The sequence below is a fragment of the Escherichia sp. KTE96 genome, assembly GCF_000408525.1.
Lineage (GTDB): Bacteria > Pseudomonadota > Gammaproteobacteria > Enterobacterales > Enterobacteriaceae > Escherichia > Escherichia marmotae.
Genome location: NZ_KE137149.1, coordinates 49,440 through 70,083, shown reverse-complemented (window position 1 = coordinate 70,083; position 20,644 = coordinate 49,440). Strand labels below are relative to the sequence as shown.

General features: G+C 50.6%; 22 protein-coding genes. 12 read left to right on the top strand and 10 right to left on the bottom strand.

Annotated features, from left to right (window positions below; genetic code table 11):
- Positions 1 to 5 precede the first annotated feature (5 nt).
- Entirely contained in the window at positions 6 to 854 is an 849-nt protein-coding gene (gene rhaR, locus A1WG_RS13880) for an HTH-type transcriptional activator RhaR (RefSeq protein WP_001517486.1), read from the top strand.
- Here rhaR and rhaT read toward each other — a convergent pair.
- Positions 851 to 1,885 carry an L-rhamnose/proton symporter RhaT gene (gene rhaT / locus A1WG_RS13885; RefSeq protein ID WP_001517487.1) on the bottom strand — a complete coding sequence of 345 codons (1,035 nt, stop codon included), beginning with the start codon at positions 1,883 to 1,885 and terminating at the stop codon, positions 851 to 853. The two genes, rhaR and rhaT, sit on opposite strands and share 4 nt — an antisense overlap.
- A gap of 284 nt (positions 1,886 to 2,169) precedes the next feature.
- On the opposite strand from rhaT, the gene sodA reads away from it, so the two are divergent.
- Positions 2,170 to 2,790, top strand: a complete 621-nt coding sequence (sodA, locus tag A1WG_RS13890) for a superoxide dismutase [Mn] (RefSeq protein ID WP_001517488.1) — start codon at positions 2,170 to 2,172, stop codon at positions 2,788 to 2,790.
- Positions 2,791 to 3,049: 259 nt separating this feature from the next.
- Positions 3,050 to 4,033, top strand: coding sequence for a 2-keto-3-deoxygluconate transporter (kdgT, locus tag A1WG_RS13895; RefSeq protein WP_001517489.1), 984 nt, complete (start codon positions 3,050 to 3,052; stop codon positions 4,031 to 4,033).
- A 57-nt stretch (positions 4,034 to 4,090) separates the two neighbouring features.
- On the opposite strand, the gene A1WG_RS13900 is transcribed toward kdgT, so the two are convergent.
- The gene (locus A1WG_RS13900) at positions 4,091 to 4,981 is read right to left on the bottom strand and encodes a dihydrodipicolinate synthase family protein (protein ID WP_000139749.1); all 891 of its coding nucleotides are present in this window, start codon (positions 4,979 to 4,981) and stop codon (positions 4,091 to 4,093) included.
- 152 nt (positions 4,982 to 5,133) lie between these two features.
- On the opposite strand from A1WG_RS13900, the gene yiiM reads away from it, so the two are divergent.
- Positions 5,134 to 5,808: a 6-hydroxyaminopurine reductase gene (yiiM, locus tag A1WG_RS13905; protein ID WP_001270231.1), complete on the top strand. Its 675-nt coding sequence runs from the start codon at positions 5,134 to 5,136 to the stop codon at positions 5,806 to 5,808.
- Between the two features lie 114 nt (positions 5,809 to 5,922).
- On the opposite strand, the gene cpxA is transcribed toward yiiM, so the two are convergent.
- Positions 5,923 to 7,296: an envelope stress sensor histidine kinase CpxA gene (cpxA, locus tag A1WG_RS13910; protein ID WP_000580416.1), complete on the bottom strand. Its 1,374-nt coding sequence runs from the start codon at positions 7,294 to 7,296 to the stop codon at positions 5,923 to 5,925.
- Positions 7,293 to 7,991 (bottom strand): envelope stress response regulator transcription factor CpxR, encoded by a 699-nt coding sequence (cpxR, locus tag A1WG_RS13915; RefSeq protein ID WP_001033718.1) that lies wholly within the window; start codon positions 7,989 to 7,991, stop codon positions 7,293 to 7,295. The genes cpxA and cpxR overlap by 4 nt, the downstream gene beginning before the upstream one ends.
- 149 nt (positions 7,992 to 8,140) lie before the next feature.
- Here cpxR and cpxP point away from each other — a divergent pair, with 149 nt between their 5' ends.
- From cpxP to cdh, 5 genes are all read left to right on the top strand, one after another.
- Entirely contained in the window at positions 8,141 to 8,641 is a 501-nt protein-coding gene (cpxP, locus tag A1WG_RS13920) for a cell-envelope stress modulator CpxP (RefSeq protein WP_001517491.1), read from the top strand.
- Positions 8,642 to 8,789: 148 nt separating this feature from the next.
- On the top strand, positions 8,790 to 9,692 hold the full coding sequence (fieF, locus tag A1WG_RS13925) for a CDF family cation-efflux transporter FieF (RefSeq protein WP_001076732.1): 903 nt from the start codon (positions 8,790 to 8,792) through the stop codon (positions 9,690 to 9,692).
- Positions 9,693 to 9,872: 180 nt separating this feature from the next.
- Positions 9,873 to 10,835, top strand: a complete 963-nt coding sequence (gene pfkA, locus A1WG_RS13930) for a 6-phosphofructokinase (RefSeq protein ID WP_001517511.1) — start codon at positions 9,873 to 9,875, stop codon at positions 10,833 to 10,835.
- Between the two features lie 318 nt (positions 10,836 to 11,153).
- Positions 11,154 to 12,143 (top strand): sulfate/thiosulfate ABC transporter substrate-binding protein Sbp, encoded by a 990-nt coding sequence (gene sbp / locus A1WG_RS13935; protein ID WP_001517512.1) that lies wholly within the window; start codon positions 11,154 to 11,156, stop codon positions 12,141 to 12,143.
- A 104-nt stretch (positions 12,144 to 12,247) separates the two neighbouring features.
- Positions 12,248 to 12,997: a CDP-diacylglycerol diphosphatase gene (gene cdh / locus A1WG_RS13940; protein ID WP_001517513.1), complete on the top strand. Its 750-nt coding sequence runs from the start codon at positions 12,248 to 12,250 to the stop codon at positions 12,995 to 12,997.
- Between the two features lie 42 nt (positions 12,998 to 13,039).
- Here cdh and tpiA read toward each other — a convergent pair whose 3' ends face one another.
- The gene (gene tpiA / locus A1WG_RS13945) at positions 13,040 to 13,807 is read right to left on the bottom strand and encodes a triose-phosphate isomerase (RefSeq protein ID WP_001216325.1); all 768 of its coding nucleotides are present in this window, start codon (positions 13,805 to 13,807) and stop codon (positions 13,040 to 13,042) included.
- A gap of 107 nt (positions 13,808 to 13,914) precedes the next feature.
- The gene (locus tag A1WG_RS13950) at positions 13,915 to 14,514 is read right to left on the bottom strand and encodes a YiiQ family protein (protein WP_000834907.1); all 600 of its coding nucleotides are present in this window, start codon (positions 14,512 to 14,514) and stop codon (positions 13,915 to 13,917) included.
- 100 nt (positions 14,515 to 14,614) lie between these two features.
- Between A1WG_RS13950 and A1WG_RS13955 the strand changes: the two genes are divergently transcribed.
- The 3 genes from A1WG_RS13955 to uspD all read left to right on the top strand — a co-directional run bounded on the left by A1WG_RS13955 (position 14,615) and on the right by uspD (position 16,006).
- Positions 14,615 to 15,055, top strand: a complete 441-nt coding sequence (locus tag A1WG_RS13955; RefSeq protein WP_000155271.1) for a DUF805 domain-containing protein — start codon at positions 14,615 to 14,617, stop codon at positions 15,053 to 15,055.
- A gap of 211 nt (positions 15,056 to 15,266) precedes the next feature.
- On the top strand, positions 15,267 to 15,566 hold the full coding sequence (locus A1WG_RS13960; RefSeq protein WP_000655993.1) for a DUF406 domain-containing protein: 300 nt from the start codon (positions 15,267 to 15,269) through the stop codon (positions 15,564 to 15,566).
- Between the two features lie 11 nt (positions 15,567 to 15,577).
- Positions 15,578 to 16,006 (top strand): universal stress protein UspD, encoded by a 429-nt coding sequence (gene uspD, locus A1WG_RS13965; protein ID WP_000323548.1) that lies wholly within the window; start codon positions 15,578 to 15,580, stop codon positions 16,004 to 16,006.
- Positions 16,007 to 16,010: 4 nt separating this feature from the next.
- Here the strand turns inward: uspD and fpr are convergent, their stop codons facing one another.
- The 4 genes from fpr to glpF all read right to left on the bottom strand — a co-directional run bounded on the left by fpr (position 16,011) and on the right by glpF (position 20,470).
- Positions 16,011 to 16,757, bottom strand: coding sequence for a ferredoxin--NADP(+) reductase (gene fpr / locus A1WG_RS13970; RefSeq protein WP_000796325.1), 747 nt, complete (start codon positions 16,755 to 16,757; stop codon positions 16,011 to 16,013).
- A gap of 96 nt (positions 16,758 to 16,853) precedes the next feature.
- Positions 16,854 to 17,864, bottom strand: a complete 1,011-nt coding sequence (gene glpX, locus A1WG_RS13975; protein ID WP_001250656.1) for a class II fructose-bisphosphatase — start codon at positions 17,862 to 17,864, stop codon at positions 16,854 to 16,856.
- A 229-nt stretch (positions 17,865 to 18,093) separates the two neighbouring features.
- On the bottom strand, positions 18,094 to 19,602 hold the full coding sequence (gene glpK / locus A1WG_RS13980) for a glycerol kinase GlpK (protein WP_001517514.1): 1,509 nt from the start codon (positions 19,600 to 19,602) through the stop codon (positions 18,094 to 18,096).
- A 22-nt stretch (positions 19,603 to 19,624) separates the two neighbouring features.
- The gene (glpF, locus tag A1WG_RS13985) at positions 19,625 to 20,470 is read right to left on the bottom strand and encodes a glycerol uptake facilitator protein GlpF (protein ID WP_000084274.1); all 846 of its coding nucleotides are present in this window, start codon (positions 20,468 to 20,470) and stop codon (positions 19,625 to 19,627) included.
- Positions 20,471 to 20,644 lie beyond the last annotated feature (174 nt).

The window sequence follows — 20,644 nt, the reverse complement described above, 5'->3', positions numbered from 1 at the left end:
GCACGGTGGTTCATCAGTTAATCCTTCGCAAAAAAGATTTTTTTGCCAGCGAACAGCAGGCGGTCGCTGTTGCTGACCGTTATCCGCAGGATGTCTTTGCCGAACATACACATGATTTTTGTGAACTGGTGATCGTCTGGCGCGGTAATGGTCTGCATGTGCTCAACGATCGCCCTTATCGCATTACCCGTGGCGATCTCTTTTATATTCACGCTGATGATAAACACTCCTACGCTTCTGTTAACGATCTGGTGTTGCAGAACATTATTTATTGCCCGGAGCGACTGACGCTTAGTCTTGACTGGCAGGGGGCGATTCCGGGATTTAACGCTAGCGCAGGACAATCACACTGGCGTTTAGGTAGCGTAGGCATGGCACAGGCGCGGCAGGTTATCGGTCAGCTTGAGCACGAAAGCAGTCAGCATGCACCGTTCGCCAACGAGATGGCGGAGTTACTGTTTGGGCAGTTGGTGATGCTTTTGAAGCGTCATCGTTACACCAGTGATTCGTTGCCGCCAACATCCAGCGAAACGTTGCTGGATAAGCTGATTACCCGGCTGGCGGCCAGCCTGAAAAGTCCCTTTGCGCTGGATAAATTTTGTGATGAGGCATCGTGCAGTGAACGCGTCCTGCGTCAGCAATTTCGCCAGCAGACCGGCATGACCATCAATCAATATCTGCGGCAGGTCAGAGTGTGCCATGCGCAATATCTTCTCCAGCATAGCCGCCTGTTAATCAGTGATATCTCGACAGAATGTGGCTTTGAAGACAGCAACTACTTTTCGGTGGTGTTTACCCGGGAAACCGGGATGACGCCCAGCCAGTGGCGTCATCTCTGTTCCCAGAAAGATTAATTCGCCATGCCCATACCAACGATGTTGGCGGCGACAATAATCACCACACAGCCGAGGCTCAACACCGTTACCGGACGGCGACCCGCATTGTTCCACTCTTTCAGAACCAGACCGACGATACCGCCGCACAGAACGTAGAAACTCATATGCAGCATCCAACTGATGTAGTCATATTGCGCCGGAATGCGGGCGTGACCCCAGGCATAGAAAAAGAATTGCAGATACCACATCAAACCGCCCAGCGCCGAGAGCAATATGTTGTGAATGATCAGCGGTTTTGCCAGCGAGAAGTCGGCTTTTAGCGACAAATCTTTCACTTTTGCCAGACGAATAAAACAGAAACCGAGGTTAATAATCGCGCCGCCGCCCATGATGACAACATAGCTTGGCAGAGCGACATACAATGGATCAACACCCAACGCGGCAGCCGCTTCATGCATTGGTTTTGCGGCGTTCATCGCAAAGGACATCCCTGCAGAGAAAATGCCGCACATCACCGCCAGTACCAGCCCTTTTTTCAGGTTGAACTCTTCGGCTTTAATGCCCATTTTGCGCTCTTTCAATTGCCCGGCGCGGGTCACAATTCCCACGCCAATCAGCGCTACCAGCACGCCGAGCAACGTCATTCGCCCACCGTCGGTATTAATTAACACATCGAAATTGCCGTTGATAATTGGCGTCATCAGTGTACCGACGATCAACGTAATGCCAATGGCGATACCTATCCCCATCGACATGCCGAGATAACGCATGGTCAGGCCGTAGTTGATATTACCAATCCCCCACATTGCACCAAACAAAAATACCGGCAGCAAGGTAGAGAGGCTGAACGAGCTATAATATGCCCAGAAATCAGGTAGTAGCATGGCGCTGATAGCCCACGGCAGAATAATCCACGAGACAATTCCACCGACTGACCACATGGTTTCCCATGACCATTTTTTTACTTTTTTGAACGGAGCGTAAAAACAGGCTGCACTGGCCGCGCCGATCAAATGCCAAAAAATCCCCATCGTAATCGCGTTACTCATTTTCTTATCCTCATCATTTTTCGTCGCGTCACATCTCCGACGAGATGAGTGTAAAAATCGTGCTGTCGATTAACCTTTCGCCTGTTGCCGCCGTTGCCGATTTACTGGCAATCACGGCATTAAGTGGGTGATTTGGCTCACATCTCTGGCATTTTCCTGCAAAACCATATCCTTACGAAAAGTACGGCATTGATAATCATTTTCAATATCATTTAATTAACTATAATGAACCAACTGCTTACGCGGCATTAACAATCGGCCGCCCGACAATACTGGAGATGAATATGAGCTACACCCTGCCATCCCTGCCGTATGCTTACGATGCCCTGGAACCGCACTTCGATAAGCAGACCATGGAAATCCACCACACCAAACACCATCAGGCCTACGTCAACAACGCTAACGCGGCGCTGGAAAGCCTGCCAGAATTTGCCAACCTGCCGGTTGAAGAGCTGATCACTAAGCTGGATCAACTGCCAGCAGACAAGAAAACCGTTTTGCGCAACAACGCAGGCGGCCATGCTAACCACAGCCTGTTCTGGAAAGGCCTGAAAAAAGGCACCACCCTGCAGGGCGATCTGAAAGCGGCTATCGAACGTGATTTCGGTTCCGTTGATAACTTCAAAGCAGAATTTGAGAAAGCGGCAGCTTCCCGCTTTGGTTCCGGCTGGGCATGGCTGGTGCTGAAAGGCGATAAACTGGCGGTGGTTTCTACTGCTAACCAGGACTCCCCGCTGATGGGCGAAGCTATCTCTGGCGCTTCCGGCTTCCCTATTCTGGGTCTGGATGTGTGGGAACACGCTTACTACCTGAAATTCCAGAACCGCCGTCCGGACTACATTAAAGAGTTCTGGAACGTGGTGAACTGGGACGAAGCAGCGGCACGTTTCGCCGCGAAAAAATAATCGCATATTGCCTGCTGCAATGAGGCGTTAACGCCATTTGCCAGCATAAAAAACAAACCATCGCAGATAGCGGTGGTTTTTTTGTGATCAATTTCAAAATAAAAACAATGATCCTATAAAAATAAAACAACGTTTCAATTGGTGTGGTTTTGATCACTTTTATTGCTCTGTTGAATGTCTATCTTCGTTTCCATCAACACTGATGCACCGTGAAGGACGTATGCATCAGCCTATAAAAATATGCCGATAGGTGATGAAAATGCAGATAAAACGCACGATAGAGAAAATCCCAGGGGGGATGATGCTCATCCCGTTGTTCCTTGGCGCACTGTGTCACACCTTCTCGCCAGGGGCGGGAAAATACTTTGGCTCATTCACTAACGGGATGATTACCGGCACGGTGCCGATTCTGGCGGTGTGGTTTTTCTGCATGGGGGCGTCGATCAAATTAAGCGCGACGGGAACGGTGTTGCGTAAATCCGGCACGTTGGTGGTAACCAAAATTGCTGTTGCATGGGTGGTTGCGGCAATTGCCTCGCGCATTATTCCCGAACATGGCGTTGAAGTCGGATTCTTTGCCGGACTTTCAACGCTGGCGCTGGTGGCGGCAATGGATATGACCAACGGCGGGCTTTACGCTTCGATCATGCAACAGTATGGCACCAAAGAAGAGGCTGGAGCGTTTGTGTTGATGTCGCTGGAGTCCGGGCCGCTCATGACGATGATTATTCTGGGAACCGCCGGAATTGCCTCGTTCGAACCGCATGTTTTTGTCGGTGCGGTATTACCTTTCCTCGTAGGCTTTGCGTTAGGGAATCTTGACCCTGAGTTGCGAGAATTTTTCAGCAAAGCAGTCCAGACGCTGATCCCGTTCTTTGCCTTTGCATTGGGCAATACCATTGATTTAACCGTGATTGCTCAGACTGGTTTGCTGGGGATCTTGCTGGGTGTGGCAGTGATTGTCGTGACCGGTATTCCATTGATTATTGCTGATAAGTTGATTGGTAGTGGCGATGGTACTGCCGGAATTGCGGCTTCCAGTTCTGCCGGTGCTGCGGTGGCTACGCCGGTACTGATTGCAGAAATGATCCCGGCCTTTAAACCTATGGCTCCAGCAGCAACCTCACTGGTGGCAACGTCGGTGATTGTGACTTCGATTCTGGTGCCGATTTTGACTTCTGTCTGGTCGCGTAAAGTTAAAGCCAGAGTGGCGAAGATCGAAATATTAGGTGCGGTGAAATAATCCCCCATCCATTTAAATCAAGGGGCCGGATGGTTTGTCGTCATCCGGCTTCTTGCGTTATCTGACAAAGACCTCGTCAATTGTTCGACATTCACTTTCGCTTAACTCGCCACCCGCATTGCGTGATACTCCAGTGCAATAACCAAACTTACGCGATACCACCGTCTTGATAGTAGTGACAAAATCCTCACCAATGGCGTAGATGGACATATAAGTGCCAATCTGTTGCTGAATCTCTTGTAAAGCCGCCAGGTCGCCGCGTTTGAAGGCTTCACGGGCTTCGACAAACAGTTCCGGCATAACGTTGTTCAGGCCGGATATTATCCCCGCGCCACCGGCTAGCAGATTAGGAATGTAATACTCGTCATAGCCCGAAAGTACAGCAAAATCAGAACGAACAGACTGTGTTGCCTGAATCATGCTGCGGGTGTGTGACTGGCAATCGACAGTGTCTTTAATCCCGGCAAAGTGAGGAAATTCACTCGCCAGCGTGGCGACCAGGTCTGGGGTTAAATCACAACCGGTCCGCGCCGGGAAGTTATATGCGAACCATTTTCCCCGTAACTCGCGACCCAGATGGCGGAAATAGCTTAATAATTGCTTCGCCGTCTGGCCGTAGTAGTAAGGCGGCAGGATCATCACTGCATCATAGCCTGTGCGATACGCTTCTTGTGCCATCACCAGTACATCGTGAGTGCAGGTGGAAGAAACGTTAGCGACCATTTTTAATGTGCTCATGGTACGCGCCTCGCGGATAAGCATGAGTCTCTCTTCGAGGGTGAAAGAGGCAAATTCACCAATGCTGCCCATCAGCAATATCACATCAATGTTGGCTTCCGTTAATCGCTGCAGATGTCGCTTCAGCCCGTTAAGATCCACATTACCGTCTTTATCCATTGGCGTAATGGAAGGACACCAGACGCCAGAAAACTGTGTTTGCTCGGTCACGTTGAACACTCCTTATAATGAAATGGCGTTTCAAATTCATCTCATTGATAACATTTCTAAGGCGTCATCATGTGAACCGTGCTCTCATTTTGCGCGCCTGACGTAAAATAAATATGGTCTAATGGGGAAATTTCTCGGTGGAGAGGGAACAGATGCGATATCCAGTTGATGTATACGCAGGCAAGGTTCGGGAATATCCGGAAAGCCGTCCAAGTGCGATTGCGAAAATCCAGGTCGATGGCGAGTTGATGTTGACAGAGCTGGGGCTGGAAGGTGACGAGCAGGCAGAGAAGAAAATTCATGGCGGACCAGACAGGGCGCTGTGTCACTATCCTCGTGAACATTATCTTTATTGGGCGCGGGAATTTCCGGAACAGGCGGATTTGTTTGTTGCGCCTGCGTTTGGTGAAAACCTCTCAACCGACGGTCTGACGGAAAGCAATGTTTATATTGGCGATATTTTCCGCTGGGGCGAGGCTTTGATTCAGGTTACCCAACCGCGGTCACCGTGCTTTAAACTCAATTATCATTTTGACATCAGCGATATGGCGCAGTTGATGCAAAATGCCGGAAAAACTGGCTGGTTATATAGCGTGATTGCGCCGGGGTTGATATCTGCAGATGCGCCGCTGGAGTTGGTTTCCCGCGTCAGTGATGTCACCGTGCAGGAGGCAATAGCCATTGCGTGGCATATGCCGTTTGATGATGAGCAGTATCACCGTTTACTCTCCGCTGCCGGGCTGTCGAAAAGCTGGACGCGGACGATGCAGAAGCGCCGACTTAGCGGCAAGATTGAAGATTTTTCGCGGCGTTTGTGGGGAAAATAAAAAGCGGAGAGTAGGCCTGATAAGACGCAACCAGCGTCGCATCAGGCATCCGCTCAAATGCCGGATGCGGCGTAAACGCCTTATCCGGCTTATAAAAGCTGCCCTGCGCGGTGTTTAGCTCCGCTTATACAGCGGCAGCCAAATTACCAGCCGTAAACCGCCCAGCGGACTGTCTTCAGCTTTCACCCAACCACGGTGCTGCTGGATGGCGGTTTCGACAATCGCCAGCCCCAGACCCGTACCGCCAGATTCACGATCGCGCGCTTCATCGGTGCGATAAAACGGACGGAAAATCTGCTCGCGATCTTCCGGGCTAACGCCAGGACCATCGTCATCCACCGTAATGGTGATACCGTCTTTATCTACCGCGAAGCCCACTTCAATCTTCGTATGGGAATAACGCAGGGCATTACGGACAATGTTTTCCAGCGCACTTTCCAGGGCATTTGGGTTGCCGTACAGCGGCCACGGCCCTGGCGGGAAGTTAACGGTAAACGACTTGCCCATCTGCTCCGCTTCGAACGCTGCGTTATCCAGCACTTCGCTCCACAACTGGTTGGCTTTGATGGTCTCGCTTACCAGCGCGTTTTTCTGCTGATTACGTGACATCACCAACAGGTCGTTGATCATGCTGTCCAGACGTTGTGCTTCGGTTTCAATGCGCTCCAGTTCCTTACTTTCGCCACTACGACGGCGTAGTAACGCCGTACCCAGTTGCAGACGCGTCAGCGGCGTGCGCAGCTCGTGAGAGATATCAGAAAGCAGGCGCTGCTGGGAGGTCATCATGCGTTCCAGCGCAGTCACCATCTGGTTAAAACTGGCACCTGCGGCAAGAAATTCTTGTGGCCCCGCTTCCAGTTCCGGGTGCTGACGTAAGTTCCCCTGAGCGACTTCATCGGCAGCGTTTTTCAGCTTGCGCGCCGGTTTTGCCAGACTCCAGGCCAACCACAACAGCAACGGCGTACTGACCAACATGGTGACAATTAACAGTAATAGCGGGCGGTCAAACAGTAAGTTGATGAAATCGGATTGAGAACTGCTGGCCGGGCGAATCAGATAGAGCTGGTAATTATCTTCACCGTCGCGCACAGAGAACGGCCCGACCAGTTCCACGCGACCATACTTTTTCTTCTGCGGGTGATCGGCGTTATCCGCCTGACCAATAAAGTTGCGAATGATCTGCATTTCGCTGCGTTCAGCACCGATCACGCGGCCTTCGGTGGTTACCAGTAATAAACGCTGACCAGGTGGTGCCCATTTATCAATGGCACGGAACAGGCGACGCCACCACATTAAATCGTTGGGGGGATCGTTCGCCAGTTCCGCTTCGACATGCTGCTCAATCATCAGCCCCTGACGCTGTTCGCTATCCAGAAGCTCGGTCATCTGGCGTGAATCGAGCTTGGGTAACATCAAAACCAGCATCAACACCAGCGCCAGCGTCAGCCAGAAGATGGCGAAGATGCGCGCGGTTAAACTGCCTATCATGAAGCAGAAACCATCAGATAGCCGCGACCACGCAACGTTTTAAACCACGGATGCCCGTCTTTGCGATCCGGCAGCTTACGGCGCAGGTTGGAGATGTGCATATCGATAGCACGGTCGAAAGGCGTCAGGCGTTTGCCCAGCACTTCCTGGCTTAAATGCTCGCGAGAAACTACCTGGCCCAGATGCTGCGCCAGCAAATAGAGCAGGGTAAATTCAGTACCGGTTAACTCCAGCGTTTGTCCGTCGAAGCTGGCTTCCTGACGACCTGGATTCAGCACTAACGCATCTACTTCCAGCGTCGGTGAACCGTTGTCGCTATTTTGCTGTTGCTCGCTCCAGTGCGAACGGCGCAGGATCGCGCGAATACGTGCAACCAACTCACGATCATTAAATGGTTTCGGGAGATAGTCATCCGCGCCCAGCTCAAGGCCAAGAACGCGATCAAGTTCACTGCCGCGCGCTGTTAACATAATGACAGGCGTCTGGTGTGTCTGGCGAAGTGCCTTCAATGTATCGATACCATTTTTCTTCGGCATCATCACATCAAGCAAAAGTAAATCAATGCTGTCGTCCAGAAGATCAAGCGCCTGTTCTCCATCATGGGCAACAATCACGTCGAAACCTTCCATCTCGAGCAGTTCCTTTAACAGGGACGTTAGCTCTCGGTCATCATCAACTAACAAGATTTTATTCATTCTTTAATTACCTCCGAGGCAGAAATTACGTCATCAGACGTCGCTAATCCATGACTTTACGTTGTTTTACACCCCCTGACGCATGTTTGCAGCCTGAATCGTAAACTCTCTATCGTTGAATCGCGACAGAAAGATTTTGGGAGCAAATGATGCGCATAGTTACCGTTGCCGTCATGGCCTCAACGCTGGCAGTCAGTTCACTAAGCCACGCTGCTGAAGTCGGTTCAGGCGATAACTGGCATCCGGGCGAAGAACTTGCGCAGCGCAGTACGCAGAGCCATATGTTCGACGGCATAAGTTTAACCGAACATCAGCGTCAGCAGATGCGAGATCTTATGCAACAGGCCCGGCACGAACAGCCTCCTGTTAATGTTAGCGAAGTGGAGACAATGCATCGCCTTGTCACCGCAGAAAATTTTGATGAAAACGCTGTGCGCGCTCAGGCAGAAAAAATGGCGAAAGAGCAGATCGCTCGCCAGGTTGAGATGGCTAAAGTCCGCAACCAAATGTATCACCTGTTAACGCCGGAGCAGCAAGCGGTTTTAAACGAGAAACATCAACAGCGAATGGAGCAGTTGCGCGACGTGACGCAATGGCAAAAAAGTTCATCGTTGAAGCTATTGAGTAGTAGCAACTCACGTTCCCAGTAGTAAACCCTGTTTTCCTTGCCATAGACACCATCCCTGTCTTCCCCCACATGATGTGGGGGTTTTTTTTATCCTCAATTTGCCTGTTGCTTAATGCATTGCAGATGATTTGCTTCCGTTATACTACCGTCAGTTGATAGCGGGAGTATTTATGAATCAATCTTATGGACGGCTGGTCAGCCGGGCGGCGATTGCTGCGACGGCGATGGCTTCGCTGCTATTGCTGATTAAAATTTTTGCATGGTGGTATACCGGTTCGGTGAGTATTCTCGCCGCGCTTGTCGACTCGTTGGTGGATATTGGTGCGTCACTGACCAATTTATTGGTGGTGCGTTATTCGTTGCAACCGGCGGATGACGAACATACTTTTGGTCATGGTAAAGCGGAATCCCTGGCTGCGTTGGCGCAAAGTATGTTTATCTCTGGTTCGGCGTTGTTTTTGTTTTTAACCGGGATCCAACATCTGATTTCACCGACGCCAATGAATGATCCTGGTGTCGGTATTATCGTCACAATTGTCGCGTTAGTTTGCACCATCGTTCTTGTCTCGTTTCAGCGTTGGGTGGTTCGCCGTACACAAAGTCAGGCGGTGCGTGCAGATATGCTCCATTATCAGTCTGATGTTATGATGAACGGCGCGATTTTGCTGGCACTTGCATTATCCTGGTACGGCTGGCATAGCGCAGATGCCCTGTTTGCTTTGGGTATTGGCATCTATATTTTATATAGTGCGTTACGCATGGGGTATGAGGCGGTACAGTCATTGCTGGATCGCGCGTTACCCGATGAGGAGCGGCAGGAAATTATTGATATCGTGACTTCCTGGCCGGGAGTAAGCGGCGCTCACGATCTTCGCACGCGGCAGTCAGGGCCGACTCGCTTTATTCAGATTCATTTGGAAATGGAAGACTCTCTGCCTCTGGTTCAGGCGCATATGGTGGCTGATCAGGTAGAGCAGGCTATTTTACGGCGTTTTCCAGGCTCGGATGTCATTATTCATCAGGACCCTTGTTCCGTCGTGCCCAGGGAAGGTAAACGGTTTGAGCTATCATAATGCTTGCGAAAAGAGAGCCAGACCCGCATTTTGTGTATAAATTACCGCCATTTGGCCTGACCTGAATCAATTCAGCAGGCAGTGGTTGTTATACTATCTGCATATTCGTTTGGTGTTCGATATGCAGAATCGACTTCCGGCAACAGATTTCATTTTGCATTCCAAAGTTCAGAGGTAGTCATGATTAAGAAAATCGGTGTGTTGACAAGTGGCGGTGATGCGCCTGGCATGAACGCAGCAATCCGTGGTGTCGTACGTGCGGCGCTGTCGGAAGGTCTGGAAGTCATGGGGATTTATGACGGCTATCTTGGCCTGTATGAAGACCGTATGGTTCAGCTTGACCGTTACAGTGTGTCTGACATGATCAACCGTGGTGGTACATTCCTCGGTTCTGCGCGCTTCCCTGAATTCCGCGACGAAAACATCCGCGCGGTGGCTATCGAAAACCTGAAAAAACGTGGCATCGATGCGCTGGTTGTTATCGGCGGTGACGGTTCCTACATGGGTGCAATGCGTCTGACCGAAATGGGTTTCCCATGCATTGGTCTGCCAGGCACCATCGACAACGATATCAAAGGTACTGACTACACCATCGGTTTCTTCACTGCACTGAGCACTGTTGTAGAAGCGATCGACCGTCTGCGTGATACATCTTCTTCTCACCAGCGTATTTCAGTGGTGGAAGTAATGGGTCGTTACTGTGGCGACCTGACTCTGGCTGCAGCAATCGCCGGTGGTTGTGAATTTGTTGTTGTACCGGAAGTCGAATTCAGCCGTGAAGATCTGGTAAACGAAATCAAAGCGGGTATTGCGAAAGGTAAGAAACACGCGATTGTGGCGATCACTGAACACATGTGCGATGTCGATGAACTGGCGCATTTCATCGAGAAAGAAACCGGTCGTGAAACTCGTGCAACCGTGCTGGGCCACATCCAGCGTGGTGGTTCTCCGGTGCCTTATGACCGTATTCTGGCTTCCCGTATGGGCGCATATGCGATTGATCTGCTGCTGGCAGGCTACGGTGGTCGTTGCGTAGGTATTCAGAACGAACAACTGGTTCACCATGACATCATCGACGCTATCGAAAACATGAAGCGTCCGTTCAAAGGTGATTGGCTGGACTGCGCGAAAAAACTGTATTAATGATATCGGGAAAAGGCAGCTTTCTTTTGCCTGAAACCGATGACAAAAGCAAAAATGCCAGATGCGCTTCGTTTATCAGGCCTATATGAATTCTGCAATTTATTGAATTTGCAAATTTTTGTAGGCCGGATAAGGCGGTTACGCCGCATCCGGCATGAACAAGCGTACATTGTCAGCAATTTGAGGCGGATTCATTCCGCCTTTTTTACTCCCCCATATATACCCTCAGGTTATATCCAATCTTTTTTTATTCTTTAATGTTTGATTCACGTTCTGGCACGCTTTGCTTATCACAACACAACATAAGAGAACCGGGCGATGAACAAGTGGGGCGTAGGGTTTACATTTTTGCTGGCGGCGACCAGCGTTATGGCAAAGGATATTCAGCTTCTTAACGTTTCGTATGATCCTACGCGCGAGTTGTACGAACAATACAACAAAGCGTTCAGTGCCCACTGGAAGCAGCAAACGGGCGATAGCGTAGTGATTCGTCAGTCGCACGGCGGCTCAGGTAAACAGGCAACGTCGGTGATTAACGGCATAGATGCTGATGTAGTGACGCTGGCGCTGGCTTACGACGTGGATGCGATTGCTGAACGTGGTCGAATTGATAAAAACTGGATCAAACGTCTGCCGGATAACTCCGCGCCGTACACCTCCACCATTGTCTTCCTGGTGCGCAAGGGTAATCCGAAGCAAATCCATGACTGGAACGACCTGGTTAAGCCCGATATTTCAGTGATCACGCCTAACCCGAAAAGCTCTGGTGGCGCACGCTGGAACTACCTGGCAGCGTGGGGATACGCGCTGCATCACAATAATAACGATCAAGCGAAAGCACAGGATTTCGTGCGGTCGTTGTATAAAAACGTTGAAGTTCTGGATTCCGGCGCGCGTGGCTCTACTAATACTTTCGTCGAACGTGGTATTGGTGATGTGCTGATAGCCTGGGAAAACGAAGCACTGCTGGCAACGAATGAATTGGGGAAAGATAAATTCGAAATCGTCACGCCGAGCGAGTCTATTCTCGCGGAACCGACGGTGTCGGTTGTCGATAAAGTGGCGGAGAAAAAAGGCACCAAAGAGATCGCAGAAGCCTACCTGAAATATCTCTATACCCCAGAAGGTCAGGAGATTGCAGCCAAAAACTATTACCGTCCGCGCGATCCGGAGATAGCGAAAAAATATGAAAACGCTTTTCCGAAGCTGAAATTGTTTACCATCGATGAAGAGTTTGGCGGCTGGACGAAGGCGCAAAAAGAGCATTTTTCTAACGGTGGTACGTTCGACCAAATCAGCAAACGTTAATTTTGTTGAAGGTAACCAGGCCCGGAGGCATCTTGCGACCGGGTTTTTTATTTGTCACGATTTTGCGTTACCCTTGCATCTCTTTGAGGTACAGGGAAAAAAAGATGAAAAAAACGGTTATTTTCATTTTGGTGATGATAGTTATCGCCGTTGCTGCGGGTTTCGGCTACTGGAAATTTACCGGTGATTCGGAGGTATTACGTAAGATTGTCCTTGAGCAATGTTTGCCCAATCAGCAGCAAAACCAAAACCCTTCGCCATGTGTGGAGGTAAAACCTAATACCGGGTATGTGGTTTTAAAAGACATTAACGGCCCACTGCAATATCTGTTGATGCCAACGTATCGTATTAACGGTACTGAAAGCCCTTTGTTGACCGATCCTTCAACGCCTAACTTCTTTTGGTTGGCCTGGCAGGCGCGTGATTTTATGAGCCAAAAATACGGTCAGCAGATTCCCGATCGTGCGGTATCTCTGGCGATTAACTCCCGCACCGGGCGCACGCAAAATCATTTTCATATTCATATTTCTTGTATTCGTCCAGATGTACGCGAACAACTGGATAACAATCTGGCGAACATCAGTAGTCGTTGGTTGCCGCTGCCGGGCGGATTACAGGGGCATGAATACCTGGCGCGTCGGGTAACTGAAAGCGAATTAGTACAACGTAGTCCGTTTATGATGTTAGCGGAAGAAGTGCCTGGGGCACGGGAACATATGGGAAGTTACGGGCTGGCGATGGTACGACAGAGTGATAACTCGTTTGTATTGCTGGCGACGCAACGAAATCTCCTGACGCTGAATCGTGCTTCAGCCGAGGAAATTCAGGATCATCAGTGTGAGATTTTGCGTTAAGGCGAGTTAAGTGCCGGATGTGATATCCGGCACCTGTCAGACTTAAGCCTGTTTAGCGGCTTCTGCAGCTTTAACGATCACTGCGAAGGCGTCGGCTTTCAGAGAAGCACCGCCAACCAGTGCGCCGTCGATGTCCGGCTGAGCGAACAGTTCGGCGGCGTTAGAGGCGTTTACAGAACCACCGTACTGGATGATCACTTGTTCAGCGATGTTAGCGTCAACTTTAGCGATGTGATCACGGATGAATTTGTGAACAGCCTGAGCCTGCGCTGGAGTTGCAGATTTGCCAGTACCGATTGCCCATACGGGTTCGTAAGCGATTACTGCACCTTCGAATGCAGCAGCACCCTGAGTTTTCAGCACCGCGTCGATCTGACGTGCGCACACTTCTTCAGTTTTGCCCGCTTCGTTTTCAGCTTCGGTTTCACCGATGCACAGAACCGGAGTCAGACCCTGCTCTTTCAGCACAGCGAATTTTTTCGCGATCAGTTCGTCAGACTCTTTGTGGTAAGTACGACGTTCAGAGTGACCGATGATGATGTACTGTGCGCCGATGTCTTTCAGCATAGCGGCAGAGGTTTCACCGGTGAATGCGCCGGACAGGTTCAGATCCACGTTCTGCGCGCCCAGCATGATGTGGCTGCCTTCAGCTTCACGCTTCGCCATATCGATGTACATTTCCGGTGGTGCGATTGCAACCGCACAGCCAGCAACACCTGCCAGCTCTTTACGCAGGTTAGAAACCAGCTCGTGAACCATGTGGCGGCTGCCGTTCAGTTTCCAGTTACCCATCACTAAAGGATGTCGCATTTTAATTCTCCACGCTTATAAGCGAATAAAGGAAGATGGCCGCCCCGCAGGGCAGCAGGTCTGTGAAACAGTATAGAGATTCATCGGCACAAAGGCTTTGCTTTTTGTCATTTATTCAACCCTTCAAGCGATTCAGATAGCGCCAGCTTAATCGGTTCAACAGCGAAGGTTAGCCCTTTTTCGCCGTTGTCCGCGACAACATAGCGCAATGCGCCTTCTGTCTCGGTGTAATAACGTTTGTTTTTCCCCGCAGTAAGGAGTGATTGCAGCTTTTTTTGGCTCTGTGTTTTGGTCATCAGCGGGGTAAGCGTGCGGATCATTGCCGCCATGTATTCCTGGGCTTTTGCTTTAGCGGCTTTTTGCTCTGGTCCCTGGATTGGTAGCCAGGTAATTTGAATACTTTTGATTTTTAAAGTGCCGCGCTCCAGCGCCGTAGAGGCATACAAGTTCTCGTTAATTTTACTGGCGGCGCGAGTCAGGTTGGCTTTGTCGGGGCTGCTGTCGATGGCGCGAAATTCGTTCAGTGGCAGATTGGGATTCTGGCTGTTAAAGTCTTCTCGAAACTGGCTGATGGAGAGATCGAAAGTGGGGGCACCAGCCAGCAGGTAGGGCGCTGTCGTTGCCGTGCCAGGCGATTGTGCGTGCACCGTTGCACTAACGGATAACACAACAGATAAGAGAAAAAACAGTGAACACCCTGACTTCATCGGCAGTACCTTTTGTTATGACTGGGTTCGATTAAAACGATATCTGTCGCCCTTGTCAAAAGGGTAGAATCCTGGAAAAGACAACCATCAAGGAACTTACATGACCATACAGCAATGGTTATTCTCGTTTAAAGGGCGTATTGGACGCCGTGATTTCTGGATTTGGATTGGCCTCTGGATCGTTGGGATGCTGGTGCTTTTCTCACTGGCAGGTAAAAAATTACTCGATATCCAGACCGCCGCGTTTTGCCTTGTGTGCCTGTTATGGCCGACAGCGGCAGTGACGGTGAAACGGCTGCACGATCGCGGCCGTTCTGGCGCATGGGCATTTTTGATGATTGTAGCGTGGATGCTTCTGGCGGGTAACTGGGCGATTTTACCGGGCGTCTGGCAATGGGCGGTAGGGCGTTTTATTCCGACGTTGATTCTGGTGATGATGCTTATTGATCTTGGCGCATTTGTCGGCACGCAAAGCGCAAATAAATACGGAAAAGACACCCAGGACGTAAAGTATAAGTCCGAGAATAAATCAAGCCATTAGTCCTTAATATATCTCTTATTGCTATTTTTATCCGGGATCGTTATTTCCACGTTGCAAATGACGATGCCCGGAAAATCTTCTTCATTTCCTCATCTTAAGCAATATCAAAAAAAATGGTAATCCATAAGATCATTACTTGTTTGTTCTTCTCTTAACGGCGCATTATTCTTAAGTGGCAATCGACAGAGAGGCGAATATACAGAGGTGCCCTATGAAAGATGTCGTAGATAAATGCAGTACTAAAGGATGTGCGATTGATATCGGTACGGTTATTGATAACGATAACTGTACCAGCAAACTTTCGCGCTTTTTTGCCACCCGCGAAGAAGCAGAGTCCTTTATGACTAAACTGAAAGAGCTTGCTGCTGCCGCATCCTCTGCGGATGAAGGGGCCAGCGTGGCTTATAAGATTAAAGATCTGGAGGGGCAGGTTGAGCTTGATGCGGCCTTCACCTTCTCATGCCAGGCCGAGATGATTATTTTTGAGTTATCACTGCGTTCACTTGGTTAATGGAGTTAAACATGGCTTATAAACACATTGGCGTGGCAATTTCCGGGAATGAAGAAGATGCCTTACTGGTGAACAAAGCCCTGGATCTCGCCAGACATAACGATGCCCACCTGACGTTAATTCATATCGATGATGGCTTAAGCGAGTTGTATCCGGGTATCTACTTTCCGGCAACAGAAGATATTCTTCAACTGTTGAAAGATAAGTCGGATAACAAACTGTATAAACTGACGAAAAATATTCAGTGGCCGAAGACGAAACTGCGCATTGAGCGCGGAGAAATGCCAGAAACACTGCTGGAAATTATGCAAAAAGAGCAGTGCGACCTCCTTGTCTGTGGTCATCACCACTCGTTTATCAACCGTTTGATGCCAGCATATCGCGGAATGATCAATAAGTTGAATGCGGATCTACTCATCGTGCCGTTTATCGATAAGTAACTGCTTACCAGTAATGCTCCGCTGTCATGTGGCCCGGTCGACGACGTAAATGTTTCGTCATCTGCCGGGTCTCTTTCAGCAGTTGCTGCGTATCACGCACCATCTGCGGATTGCCACACAGCATCACATGGCTGGTCTCTTTGTTCATTGGCAGGCCAACCGCATTTTCCAGTTCACCACTTTCAATCAACGCCGGTATCCGGCCGGTAAGTGAACCCGCTACCGTTTCCCGGCTGACCACCGTCTGAATGCGCAGTTTTCCCTCGTAGCGTTTTTCCAGTTCCTGCATAAGAGGTAAATAGCTTAAGTCGGCGGCATAACGTGCGGCGTGAACCAGTACCAGATTTTTGAAGCGATCTAAATCTTTGCCCAATTGTAGAATCGATAAATAGGGGCCAATCGCCGTACCGGTCGCCAGCATCCAAAGTGTTTCGCAATCCGGCACTTCATCCAGCACAAAGAACCCTGCCGCCTCGCTAACGACCTGCACTTCGTCACCCGGTTTTAGCGCCGCCAGTCGCGGGCTTAATTTGCCATCGGGGACGGTGACCAGATAAAACTCCAGATCGGGATTGTCGGGCGAGTTCACATAGGAGTAGGCACGCTGAACGCGTTCGCCATCAATTTCAAGGCCAAGTTTGGTGAATTGCCCGGCGGTAAACGGAAGCACGGGAGCGTGAACGGTGAGACTAAACAGGGCGTCGGTCCAGTTCTGCACTTTAGTGACTTTGCCTGTTACCCAATCAGCCATGTTTCTCTCCTGTTTTGATTGACTTGCCTTATCTTCGTTCTCCGAACAAAAAAATTCCAGTCCCGAAGGACTGGAAGGCTCAATCGATCAAATCGATCAGAGAATATGCACCTGCATTTCCGGGTCTTTACGATCCAGATAATGAATCGACTGAATGCGACGAATGGTACGTGACTTACCACGGATCAGCAGCGTTTCAGTGGTGGCAATATTGCCTTTGCGGCTAATCCCTTCCAGCAGATCGCCTTTGGTGATGCCGGTGGCAGAGAAGATGACGTTATCGCTACGCGCCATATCGCCCAGACGCAGCACTTTACCGGCTTCAATACCCATTGCTTTGCAGCGTGCCAGTTCCTGTTCGCCAATGCGGCGATTTTCCAGGTTATCACCTTTGACATCATGGCGTGCCAGCAGACGGCCGTTCATATCGCCATCTAATGCACGGATCACCGCCGCAGAAACCACACCTTCTGGCGCACCGCCAATGCCGTACAGCACATCAACTTCGCTATCCGGCATACAGGTAAGAATGGAGGCGGCGACGTCGCCATCCGGAATAGCAAACACGCGCACGCCGAGTTGTTGCATTTCTGCGATAACCGCGTCGTGGCGTGGTTTCGCCAGAATCGTTACCGTCAGTTCGCTTAACGGTTTGCCGAGTGCCGTTGCAACATTGCGCAGGTTATCCGCCAGCGGCAGATTCAGGTCGATGACGCCTTTGGCACCAGGTCCGACGATCAACTTCTCCATATACATATCCGGTGCATTGAGGAAGCAGCCTTTATCGCCTACAGCCAGCACTGCCAGCGCGTTAGCCTGGCCCATCGCTGTCATTCGCGTACCTTCAATCGGATCCACAGCAATATCCACCGCATCACCGCGACCAGTACCGACTTTTTCACCAATGTAGAGCATCGGCGCTTCGTCGATTTCACCTTCACCAATGACGATGGTGCCGTCAATGTTGACCTGGTTGAGCATGATACGCATGGCATTTACTGCCGCACCGTCAGCGGTATTTTTATCGCCGCGTCCTAACCATTTGTAGCCAGCCAGCGCCGCAGATTCAGTGACGCGGGAAAATTCGATGGCAAGTTCTCGTCTCATAGCAAACTCTAAGCAGTAAGGAATGGCGCGAAGTGTAGCACAGGGGAGGGGGCGGATTATTGATGTGTGCGGGGATTGCCCCCGCACGGAGCCATAGTCTGCGACATGCCGGATGCGGCGTGAACGCCTTATCCGGCCTACACAAAATGGCATCGGCTCGTAGGCCTGATAGGACGCGTCAGCGTCGCATCAGGCAATCAGCATCAGGCAATCGGTCAGATGCCTGACATTACTCCTCGTGTTCTTCCCACGCCATCGCACGTTTAACCGCTTTTTTCCAGCCTGCGTAACGGTAATTACGCTCGGTAGTTTCGATGCCTGGACGGAACTCGCGTTCAATCACCGCTTTCTCTTGCAGTTCGTCGAGATTTTGCCAGAAGCCAACCGCCAGACCGGCGAGATACGCCGCACCTAAGGCGGTAACTTCGCGAACTTCCGGACGCTCAACGCGAGTGCCAAGAATGTCCGACTGGAACTGCATCAGGAAGTTATTCGCCACCGCGCCGCCGTCCACGCGCAGGGCGTGCAGGCGAATACCGGAGTCAGCCTGCATTGCTTCCAGCACATCGCGCGTCTGATAGGCAATGGATTCCAGTGTCGCGCGGATAATGTGATTAGCGTTCACGCCACGAGTCAAACCGAAAATCGCCCCGCGTGCATACGGATCCCAGTACGGTGCGCCCAAGCCGGTAAAGGCCGGAACGACATATACACCGTTGGTGTTTTGTACTTTGGTCGCAAAATATTCGGAATCGTCGGCGTCGCTAATCAACTTCATTTCATCACGCAGCCACTGAATGGATGCCCCCGCCATAAACACCGCACCTTCCAGCGCATAGTTCACTTCCCCGCCTGGGCCACAGGCGATGGTAGTCAGCAGGCCGTTTTCTGATTTCACCGCTTTATCGCCGGTGTTCATCAGCATAAAGCAGCCGGTGCCGTAGGTATTCTTCGCCATCCCTTCTTTCACGCACAACTGACCGAATAGCGCCGCCTGCTGATCACCCGCGATCCCAGCGATCGGAATACGAGTGCCGCCTTTGCCGCCAATGTTGGTCTGGCCGTACACTTCAGAAGAGCGACGCACTTCTGGCAGCATTTCGCGCGGGATATCCAGCGCGTCGAGCATTTTGTCGTCCCAGTCCAGAGTATGGATGTTGAATAACATGGTACGGGATGCGTTGGTGTAATCGGTCACGTGAACGCGGCCCTGAGTCATTTTCCAGATAAGCCAGGTATCAACCGTACCGAACAGCAACTCGCCACGACGTGCACGCTCGCGAGAGCCTTCCACATGGTCAAGGATCCACTTCACTTTGGTGCCGGAGAAGTATGGGTCAATGACCAGACCGGTGTTATTACGAATGTACTCTTCCATGCCATCGCGCTTGAGATGCTCGCAGATCTCGGCGGTACGACGGCACTGCCAGACGATGGCGTTATAGATCGGTTTGCCGGTTTCTTTTTCCCAGACGATAGTGGTTTCACGCTGGTTAGTAATACCAATAGCTGCAATTTGATCGGAACTGATATCGGCTTTCGCCAGCACTTCCACCAGCGTGGAGCTTTGGGTGGCCCAGATTTCCATAGGGTCGTGTTCTACCCAGCCTGGTTTTGGGTAGATTTGCTCAAATTCGCGCTGTGAGACGCTAATGATATTGGCATCGTGATCCATCACGACTGCGCGGGAGCTGGTTGTGCCCTGGTCGAGTGCAACGATATATTTTTTTTCAGTCATGTTTAATTGTCCCGTAGTCACATTACAGTGAAGCTTTTTGTTCTGAAGGAGTTGTGATCTCCTTTTCTTCCACAACACAGATATCGCAAGGCAAATGGCGGCCAATCAGTTTGCGGTAGGCAAATGCACCTACAATCGCACCGACGATAGGGCCAAAAAGCGGCACCAGGAAGTAAGGAATGTCTCTGCCACCGGTAAAGGCGACATTGCCCCAGCCCGCCAGCCAGGCAAAGGCTTTCGGACCGATGTCACGCGCTGGGTTCATGGCAAAGCCCGTCAATGGACCCATAGATGCGCCAATAACCGCAATCAGTAGACCAATCAACAACGGTGCCAACGGCCCACGTGGTACACCGTTGCCATCGTCCGTTAACGCCAGGATCAGCCCCATCAGAATAGCGGTAATCACCATCTCAACTGCGAAGGCCTGCACAAAATTGATATGAGGATTAGGATAAGTAGAGAAAGTACCCGCCAGATCAACACTTTCGATGCTGCCGCGAACAATGTGATGGGTCTGCTCGAAGTCGAGGAATAAGTTGTAGTAAAGCCCGTAAACTAATGCCGCAGCGCAGAAAGCACCGGCAACTTGTGAAACGATAAAAGGAATAACTTTGCGCTTGTCGAAACAGGCAAACAGCCACAACGCAATGGTGACAGCGGGATTAAGATGCGCGCCGGAAACCCCTGCGGTCAGGTAGATAGCCATCGCCACCCCCAGTCCCCAAATGACACTGATTTCCCACTGACCAAAAGACGCACCAGCGACTTTAAGTGCTGCAACGCAACCCACACCGAAAAAAATCAGCAACCCGGTTCCGAGGAATTCAGCAATGCACTGGCCTTTCAAGGTTGATGTTTGACTCATAATCGGATCCTGAAGAGTTAATGTTTGTTGTATGCGTGAAAGTCACGGACCTCCACGATGCTTGTAGGCATGCTGTAAACTTATCGTTAACGAGCAAAAACGAGAAATATCGAACTTAAAATGTGTGTGCTTCGTCATAAAATGAGCGTTATCGCGCCATTTATTCCATCATGT